The organism is Methylobacterium tardum (assembly GCF_023546765.1).
In the GTDB taxonomy this organism is placed as follows: domain Bacteria; phylum Pseudomonadota; class Alphaproteobacteria; order Rhizobiales; family Beijerinckiaceae; genus Methylobacterium; species Methylobacterium tardum.
Genome location: NZ_CP097484.1, coordinates 5,684,116 through 5,692,500 on the forward strand (window position 1 = coordinate 5,684,116; position 8,385 = coordinate 5,692,500).

At 63.5% G+C, this 8,385-nt stretch carries 7 protein-coding genes and 1 pseudogene; 1 reads left to right on the forward strand and 7 read right to left on the reverse strand.

From position 1 onward, the window contains the following. Positions 1-623 precede the first annotated feature (623 nt). From M6G65_RS27205 to M6G65_RS27235, 7 genes and pseudogenes are all read right to left on the reverse strand, one after another. Entirely contained in the window at positions 624-980 is a 357-nt protein-coding gene (locus M6G65_RS27205) for an acyl-CoA thioesterase (RefSeq protein ID WP_238199077.1), read from the reverse strand. A gap of 458 nt (positions 981-1,438) precedes the next feature. Next, on the reverse strand, positions 1,439-1,831 hold the full coding sequence (locus M6G65_RS27210; RefSeq protein WP_238199076.1) for a response regulator: 393 nt from the start codon (positions 1,829-1,831) through the stop codon (positions 1,439-1,441). Positions 1,832-1,900: 69 nt separating this feature from the next. Next, the gene (locus M6G65_RS27215; protein ID WP_250103116.1) at positions 1,901-3,784 is read right to left on the reverse strand and encodes a PAS domain S-box protein; all 1,884 of its coding nucleotides are present in this window, start codon (positions 3,782-3,784) and stop codon (positions 1,901-1,903) included. Between the two features lie 1,040 nt (positions 3,785-4,824). Then, positions 4,825-5,126, reverse strand: a pseudogene (locus tag M6G65_RS27220) (integrase core domain-containing protein); the annotation flags it as partial. A 44-nt stretch (positions 5,127-5,170) separates the two neighbouring features. Then, positions 5,171-5,455 (reverse strand): hypothetical protein, encoded by a 285-nt coding sequence (locus M6G65_RS27225; protein WP_238199074.1) that lies wholly within the window; start codon positions 5,453-5,455, stop codon positions 5,171-5,173. An 847-nt stretch (positions 5,456-6,302) separates the two neighbouring features. After that, on the reverse strand, positions 6,303-6,515 hold the full coding sequence (locus M6G65_RS27230; RefSeq protein ID WP_238199073.1) for a hypothetical protein: 213 nt from the start codon (positions 6,513-6,515) through the stop codon (positions 6,303-6,305). A gap of 77 nt (positions 6,516-6,592) precedes the next feature. After that, positions 6,593-6,802: a cold-shock protein gene (locus M6G65_RS27235; RefSeq protein WP_238199072.1), complete on the reverse strand. Its 210-nt coding sequence runs from the start codon at positions 6,800-6,802 to the stop codon at positions 6,593-6,595. A gap of 180 nt (positions 6,803-6,982) precedes the next feature. Here M6G65_RS27235 and M6G65_RS27240 point away from each other — a divergent pair, with 180 nt between their 5' ends. Beyond that, positions 6,983-7,237 (forward strand): hypothetical protein, encoded by a 255-nt coding sequence (locus M6G65_RS27240; protein ID WP_238199071.1) that lies wholly within the window; start codon positions 6,983-6,985, stop codon positions 7,235-7,237. Positions 7,238-8,385 lie beyond the last annotated feature (1,148 nt).

The window sequence follows — 8,385 nt, forward strand, 5'->3', positions numbered from 1 at the left end:
GGATGAAGCTGGCCATATCGTTGAAACCGACGCATTCGATCGTCTGAAAATCAGACAGCCGGGTCAGCACACGCGTGCCTAGAACCCTCGGAAGACCGCGATCAACAGCACGGTGAGGATAAAGGAAAGAAGGATCGAGCCAGCACAGCCGAGGCGATTGGAGAAAAAGAATAGCATTTCTATTAATCATCCGGTATCGGACCCCGAAGCACTTTGACCGGCTCCCAGATCTTCGGGTGGAAAAGTGTTCAGGCACGCTCTAGTTCGTCTGCCAAATTCGAAAGGTAGCTCAGGATACGGTCGCCGGCCGGGCCATCTAAGCACTGAATTTCTATGGTGACGGCCTGAGTTCTTCCCTTGGAAAGCCGCAGGATAGCTTCCGCGGCCTCCCCTGCTTTTCGTTCAGTGTCAGACTCAATTTTGACCGTGCACTCCGGCGCACTGATCACGATGCGACAGAAAACGTGTTCCATGAGGAACAAACGTTCTCGAACGGCTCCGGTTCGCCTGCCCGCCAGCGACGCAGGCACTCTCAGTACCGTGTTGCCTGATGACACTCGGGTCGATGCCCGACTGAGGTCGGGGACCTTCGTGATGCGAGTGTTGCCCCGCTCAGAGCAAACCTACGTTCTGGCCAATTGGGAACCAGTGCTGTCCAGAGTGCGGGGCTTCCCGTCCTCATCTAGTGCGACGTAGGTGAATACGCCTTCGGTAACCTTCTCCGGGTTAGTCCCTGATCGGTCCCGAACCCAAGTCTCGATCTTGACCGCCAAGGAGGTGTCGCCCTGCTCCTTGAGAGTGCAATAAACGCTGACCTCATCGCCGACCGAGACTGGCCTGAGGAAACGCATGGCATCAATACTGACCGTAACGAAACGACCTTTAGCACGCTGAGCTACGAAGGTGCCTCCGGCCAGATCCATTTGAGAGACGGTCCAACCTCCGAAAATGGCGCCGCTTGCGTTGGTGTCGCGTGGCATCGCCACCGTCCGTAGGTGTGGACCTCCGGGGATGTTCGGGATCTCATCCGCCATCTCAGCCCTATTCCGTCCTACCGTGCCATCCAGGAGCCCCCCTAAGCAGGCGGTGAGCCCTAGAGAAGCGAACAGGTTTAACCGGGTCTTGGTTCGCGAAGGTTCATGCCCGGTGTGCGATCCAGCTACCGCTGCAGGTCAGCAAGCTCCCGTCCTGCGTCCGCCACGTGCCACGTCCGACCTCAATCTCTGGCACGGAGACCGGATTGCCTGCCGCCCAGGCCAGCGGAGCGCTAGTGAGCAACGTCAGGACCGCGGCGGAAAACGTTTCTCGACGCATCATGTGAACCGCTGTCGTGTCCTCCACAATGAACCTACGTAACGCGGCTTTCGGAACGAGGCCGCCACCCGGCGCGGCTGGGAACTTCAAAAGGATCGAGTCAGCTCGTCCTACTTGAGGCGGCTTACGGAGCGTTCCGTGATGTTGCGACAAGCTCGGCCATGGCACGCACCAGCTCGGCCTCAAGGAACGGCTTATTCAGTCGCGGTCGGCGGCCGTGGACCGAGGTGTCGGCCAGCCCCGCGTCAGCCGTGGCGAACAGATATGGCACGGCCAGGATGTCGAGCTTGTCGGCCACTGGATAAGCGCTGTCGCCGTAGCCTAGGTCGACGTCGAGCACCGCAGCGTCGGGGCAGCACGTCTCGATCAGGTCAAGGGCCTGATCCACGCTCGGCACCGGGCCGAGCACCTCGCAGCCGGCCACCTGCAGCCAGCGCTTCACCTGCATGGCAATCAGGTACTCGTCCTCAACCACCAGAACACGACGGCCAACGAGCGGCCCTGCTGCTTCGGGCATAGAGCCTCTCAGCGCCTGCCACAGACCGTTCACCTTTGCAGATCGCGCGGGGCGCCGCTCCCACACACATCAGGTAAGTGGCAGTTCTATCTGGCAGCGCACGCCGTCCTCGCCGAGCACGTACTCGGTCCTGGCGCGCAATGCATAGGTGAGCGCGTTCTCGATCAGCTCGCGCCCGTAGCCGCGCCGCGTCACCGTCGCGTGCTGGATCGGCACGCCGCTCTCGATCCAGTTCAGGAGCAGCCTGCGACGGTCGCGCTGGTCGCGGGTCAGGGCCCAGGTGACCGACAGCCGGCCCGTGTCCCGTTTCAGCGCGCCGTACTTCACCGCGTTCGTGGATAATTCGTGCAAAGCCAGGGCGAAGTTCTGCACCTGTCGCGCCGTGAGGTGCACCGTCGGACCGGCCACGACCACCTTCGGCGGCGCGGCGGAAACGTGCGCAGCCAGCTCCAGGCGCACCAGCGCGCCGAGCTCGACCGTGTCGCTGCCGAACTGGCTGAGCAACCCATGCGCGCGGCCGAGCGCCCCGAGCCGGATCTCGAAATCGGCCATGGAGCCGCCCTGGCTCAGCGTCTGGTTCGCCACCGAGGTGATCACGCCGAGCAGATTACGCGAGCGATGCTGCAGCTCGTTGACGAGCGTCTCCAAGCGCAGGCCGGTCCGCTTCTCTTCGGTGATGTCCGAGTAGATGCCGCCAATGCGTTGCACCCGGCCCGCCGCATCGACCAGGGGGAAGTCCGTCGCACTGATCCAGCGCTCTTCACCATCGTTCGGGCGGCGGATGCGGAACTCATGTTGGATCGGCTCGCCGGACCGCACGCTGCGGAGCGCGTCCATGACCCGGCCTCGGTCATCCGCGAGGATCAACTTGGCCCAGGCCTTCAGGTCGTGGCCAGCCAGCACCTGCTCCGACGGTATACCGTAGAGCCGCTCGAAGGCGGGGCTGACATACTCGAACCGCAGCGTTTCGGCGTTCCTGACCCACACCACCGATGAGGCGGCTTCCGCAAATTGCCGGAACCGCGCCTCGCTCTCCTGCAAGGCCTCGTCCGCGATCCGACGCTCAGTGACGTTCTGGCCGATCTTCAGGAAGCCGCACACCTGCGTGCCCTCGTCACGCAGGGTCGTCACCGAGCCCTCGATGAACACGCGTGAGCCGTCCTTGTGGAGGTGCCAGCGCACGTCCGGCGCCGAGCCCTCGCGCCGTGCGGTCTCGATCTCCTTCGCATCCTCGCCCGCCTTCCGATCCTCCGGCGTGAACAGGATACTGCTGGGTTGACCAACCGCCTCTCCGGGTGTCCAGCCGAACACGGACGCGGCGCCCGGCAGCCAGTCGGTGATGCGATCCTCGGAGTCCGTGATGAAGATCGCGTAATCCAGCGCCCCCTCGGCGACCAACCGGAAGCGGTCCTCGCTCGCGCGCAGGTCACGTACTTTGTGCAGCCGGTCGATCACCGGGCCCAAGAGGATGGTGTAGGTGCGCAGGAATTCCGTGTCCTCATCGGTGAAATCCCGCGCCTCGGTCGCGTCCACTTGGAGCAGGCCGTAGGGTTTCCTGCCGGGCAGGAAGATGGGTGCGTTCGCGAGTGCGACCACGCCGGCCGCCTTCATGAAGGCGGGGACCTCGAAGCGCTTCTCCGCGCGGATGTCCTGCGAGATGACGGGCACGGCTTGCGCGATAGCGAACGTCTCGGAGGAGTGTTCGCTCATTGGCAGACGCACATGGCCAACCACGTCCGGGTTCCAGCCGACACCGGCGCGCACGAAGAGGCACCGGCCTGCGTTCTGGATTTCCAGGATCTTGGCGCGGCCTGTGCCGAGCACGTCGGCGACGAGCCTACAGGCCTCGTTGAGCACGGTGTCGAGGTCCTGGCATTCCAGAGCGAACTCACCGAAGTCGGCCAGCACCTGCTGGCGCTTACGCCTGTCCTCGTTGCGCACGTGCTCGGCCATCGTGCTCTCCCCGGCGCTGAGTAGGCACTCCTCGTCGGCGAGGAACCAAGGCTCAGACCCTGCGGAGGGTCTCAGTGTTTCAGGAAACGCGCAATCTCGACGCCGCTGGCTGAGATCCGCCGAACGTCTGCTCCTGTCTGGATGCGGACCTCAGCTTGCATCCGGCGCGACTCGAAGATCTGCCTTGGGTCTGGCCCTCGGCAATACGGCTTGCGAGGAGCGATTGGACGTCTCAGCCGAACGGGCGCAGGGTGTTGGAATCACCAGCCGGTTCTTGAACCCGTAGGCGCTGGTGGCTGAGAGTGACGTGTGCTCCCGCCTGCATCGCGCGGAGCACCGGTATGGGGCCCCACTTGCGGCCGATCTCTCCTGAGAAGCTTGAGAGAGCTTTCGCCAGGATGGCTCGGCGGGCAGCGGTTGCCGAGTACGATCGCGGGATGATCCGAAACGCCGGGCAGCTAATCCAGCGCTCGCGCGAACTGCTAGAGGCAACCAAGCATCAGGTTCGCCCACCAAGTTCGTCGGCGCCTTATTCGGAACAGGCGGCCGCCCGGAGTTCGCCTCACGGCGCTGGCCGACAATGCCGCAGTCTTTCGGAGTGGTTGAGTGTCTGATCGGGTCGTGATCAGCCTTTTCATCGGCACTGCCGGAGTGTTGGGCATCTTCACAGCAGTCGGCGCTGCGTGGATGTTTGATCGCATATTAGGATGACCCTGCCATTGCCGCACAGTAGGCGATCGCCGAGTTGCGAGGCCGCTCAGCAGGAGGTCCAGGGCCGGAGCAAGCGCGTGAACTGAACGCTGGCGTTCTGTCGCGCCGGTCAATCCAACTCCAGGCTGGTGGTGGTCATCCCGGCATGTCAGGTCTTTGAAATGCCCAGCCCCGACACTCAGACCTGTGAAGTGAAGATCGGGGGCGCTTGGTGCGCCGTCAGCCTGGATGAGGCAGCGGCTCACTTACACCATGGCCGTGAAGCGCGGCCCCGCCTGCCATGGGCGAGTGTGGCCTGACCGGTATTTTGGACCGAGCCGATTGAGAGGTTACTGCATGGTGGGGGCCATGGGTAGACGGAAGGCCAGATCCGGGACGGTGACGGGTGCGGGCGGCCGGGAGCCCAGGGACGAGTGCGGCCGGACGCGGTTGTCGGTGTTCTGCCCGAGGGCGATCACGGCCTGGGCTCCCTTGAGCGAGTAGAAGATCTCTTGGCGGAGGCACTCGTCGCGCAGCTTGCCATTGAAGCTCTCGCAAGACCCGTTCTCCCATGGCGAGCCCGGCGCGATGTACTGGATTGCGAGCCAGCTTTGGCGATCCGCCTGCGCAGTGACTTCGAGATCATCTGCGGAAGTGGTCAGCTGACCTTTGCGCGTCCTTAGATCTGCCCCCTGATCAAGCGGCCTTCGGCTGGCCAACACTGGTAGCCTGAGGCATGCCGGCATGGATGTTCTGTTCCCTGGATGCCGCATCCTCTTCGGCCGCACCTGGGTGGTCGCGCATCTCTGCCCAGTGAGCTGCGGCTGACATTCCCCCGACGTAGCCGATACCGGCAATCACCCGCATCCATAGGCCGACGTACGTGGAGAAGCCGGCCAATTCGCAAAGAACTATGAGGGCGACAAACGTTAAGGTGATGGCGAGCGCGAGGCCGCCAGGACCAACAGCGAGCTTGCGCAAAGGACGTCTCACTCTCCAGAGCTGGTCCTTAGGTTCAAGTCCAGCTTGGCGGCAGCAGTTCTGTTTGGTATCGCACGGGAGTTTGCTGGGCAGGGTGCCGGAGGACGTGAAAAAGCCCGCCGCGGCGAACCGAGCGGGCTGAAGGTGGTCTGTTTCCGTGAACGCTAACTCGTAGACCGGCCAGCGGGTGATCGGTTCCCGGAGGGGCGCCGCCTGACCGCCTCCGGCTGAAGATCTCTGATGCTCGCAGGCGCGCCCGGAAATGGGATCTGAGGCGCGATCAGGCCGCCCATCCTGGACCCCAGTTCCAACGCGGGCCGAGGGTGCTCACCATCTGGCGCCTCATCCAGATCGGGCGGCCGCCCGGCCTTCGTTTAGGAGCGCTCTGCCTACGGTGCCGAAGCGTCTCCGAGGGGTTGGGTGTCAGACCGAGTCGCTGAGCGAGATGCGATGGCGCGACCGCCCAATAGGCAGCCTGACCAATCTCCGCTCCGAGAATAGACCTTTACTGGTGCGGCAGATGTTGGTGGCGCTGGCGATCAAGCTGCGAAGGTCCAGACGCTGCCGGGCCTCGATGGGCATGTGGCGCGTGAGTTGGTCCGGGGCCTCGTGGAGTCAGCCATCGCCAAAGGCGTTGATCCAGCCGCGCGCCTTCAGCAGTTTCGCACGCTTCAGCAGGCCGCAATTGCGATGTCGCAAAACCCCGCTGCTGCCCAAACGGCCGAGCGGCTCGTCTGTGCAATCGACCTCATTCTGCAAGAGCTGACTACAGTGAAGTCGTAGGCCAACCGGGTTAGCTGCGCGGCCGCACGCCGATTACGTCTGTGCCGGACTTGCCAGACGGTCGTCAGCGCCTGGGACGCCCGCCATCGGTTCCCGGCTTCAGCGCCCGCTCGACCGCCTCCATCGCACTCTCATGCGCCTTCGCCTCGCTGCGATGCGGGCGGTCGGAGCGCTCGCTCAGCTTGCCACTTTTGCGGATCGCCCACTGGAAATGCCCCTCGGGCTTGGTCATAGGCGAGACCTCGATGGAGTAGGGGTGCGGAACGTCGTCAGCCATCTGCGCGCTATCCATGTCACATGCGATGACGCCGCAACGGATGCGGCGCCATCAAGCTCCAAGCGGCCCGTTACGGCTTAGGCTGCCTTCAGATTGGCCGCGCTCTCCTTGCCGGAGCGGCGGTCGGCCTCGACGTCGTAGGAGATCTTCTGCCCCTCGTTCAGGCCGCGCATGCCGGCGCGCTCCACGGCGGAGATGTGCACGAACACGTCCTTACCGCCGTCATCGGGCTGGATGAAGCCGTAGCCCTTCGTCTCGTTGAACCACTTCACAGTGCCGGTAGCCATTTCGGTATCCTGGTGGTCTTTGTCGTCGTCGGCTCGCCAAGATGGCGTGCCATGAAGCCCGAAACGGCTGCGTCGGCCATCCGTTCCCTGGGGCTCGGCAGGCCGGATGGTGCACTGCCAGCCAGCATGCGTCACTCTGCTGGTCTGGTGCAGCCGAGCTTGCCAGCATAGCAGCTCGGCATGGCCAAGCGCGTGAAGTCCCTCCCGCAGGAGCGGGGCACCGTTCTGTTCGACATCGTCTTCGCGGACGGCAGCCGCGCCTCGAACCGGCGCGTGCCGGTGGAGATCCTGGGCGGCTTGGACGGTGATCAGCCCGCCCGTGATCTCATCGAGCAGCAGGAGGCGGAGATCGCCCAGAAGGCTGGTCGGCCGCCGCGAGTGATCCAGAGCCTGACGCGAGCCGCCAGGCCGGAGCCGAGGCCCGTGCAAGAATAGCGGCCGTTCAGCGGAGCGGCTGGGCTGTGGTTTGGGCTCGGCCCCGTCACCCGATCTGATCACGGGTCGGCGGGGCTTGGTGCCGTTCCTCACGGCATGGGCCCGATACGCGGCGCGGCCCGAGACGTAGGATGGCGGGCGGCGGTGAGCTGAGGCTCAACGGTGGCACTTGGCGGGGTCCCGGAACGGGAAAGCTGCTTCTGGCGCCAGTCGGTAACGACAGGTGCGCCAGCAGGCGCGCAGTCAGAGACCTGCCGCAATCCTCCCGCCTGATTTTGGATAGCACCAGCACGCCACCAATCGCGCCACCCTTGAAGGGGCCGTCATCGCGAGTGCTGGTTGCGGCAACGCAGATAGAGGGCTGCCCGGCTGCTGACACTCACCGCAGCCGGCAAAAACGCCTCGTAGCCCGTAAATGACGCAGAAGCGGCGGAATCTCCGCGTGGGAATCTACCTGTTCTAGCGGTACGAAAATAAACATTCAAGCCAACCATATGTATTTTACGGCAGAACTGAGATTGACAACTTTTCACAAGCTTAGGCTGGATCGGTCCTTAGGTCGTATTTCGAACGAAACTTTCGGCGCGCTAGTCGCTTATAACCTACGCGATCCAAGTTCATATGCCCACGTGCCGAGGCTCTACATGCACAAACGGCTATTGGTCTCCATTGCCGCGCTCATGAGCATGGCTCCTTATCCTGTCATGGCCCAGGATGGGGATCAGGTCGGAGCTGACCAGAGGCGTGCTTCAGCGACAAGGGCATCGAATAGGACGGCAACTGGACAGACGGCGCCGAACCTGAGCGTACTGGGACCTAGTGAGACCTGATGAATTCAACTGCGGGCCCCGAACGATGAGCGGTTCTATGCAATCGCCAGGGACATTTGCATTGTCTGAATTCGCTGAATAACGGCATACACCATCTCAAAATAACAGCCTCGCGCTCACGCGCGGCTTTCGCGCTGGTCGGCCAGCGTAGCTGATCGTCTGCCCTTTGCATCTGTTGCAGGGCGCATCCATGCATCGTCCTGCGCCACACGGAGTATCTCATGCCGAACATGAAGGATCGCGACGCTGCGCGCGTCGCCATGGTAGCTGGAACTGCCACGCCCGGCACCACAGATCCAATGGCGCGGCTTCCGCGGG

Excerpts from the sequence above, each read along its gene's own strand:
- M6G65_RS27240 (WP_238199071.1), top strand. The coding sequence starts at position 6,983 with ATGGCCAAGCGCGTGAAGTCCCTCCCGCAGGAGCGGGGCACCGTTCTG.
- M6G65_RS27205 (WP_238199077.1), bottom strand. The coding sequence starts at position 980 with ATGCCACGCGACACCAACGCAAGCGGCGCCATTTTCGGAGGTTGGACC.
- M6G65_RS27230 (WP_238199073.1), bottom strand. The coding sequence starts at position 6,515 with ATGGCTGACGACGTTCCGCACCCCTACTCCATCGAGGTCTCGCCTATG.
- M6G65_RS27235 (WP_238199072.1), bottom strand. The coding sequence starts at position 6,802 with ATGGCTACCGGCACTGTGAAGTGGTTCAACGAGACGAAGGGCTACGGC.
- M6G65_RS27210 (WP_238199076.1), bottom strand. The coding sequence starts at position 1,831 with ATGCCCGAAGCAGCAGGGCCGCTCGTTGGCCGTCGTGTTCTGGTGGTT.
- M6G65_RS27215 (WP_250103116.1), bottom strand. The coding sequence starts at position 3,784 with ATGGCCGAGCACGTGCGCAACGAGGACAGGCGTAAGCGCCAGCAGGTG.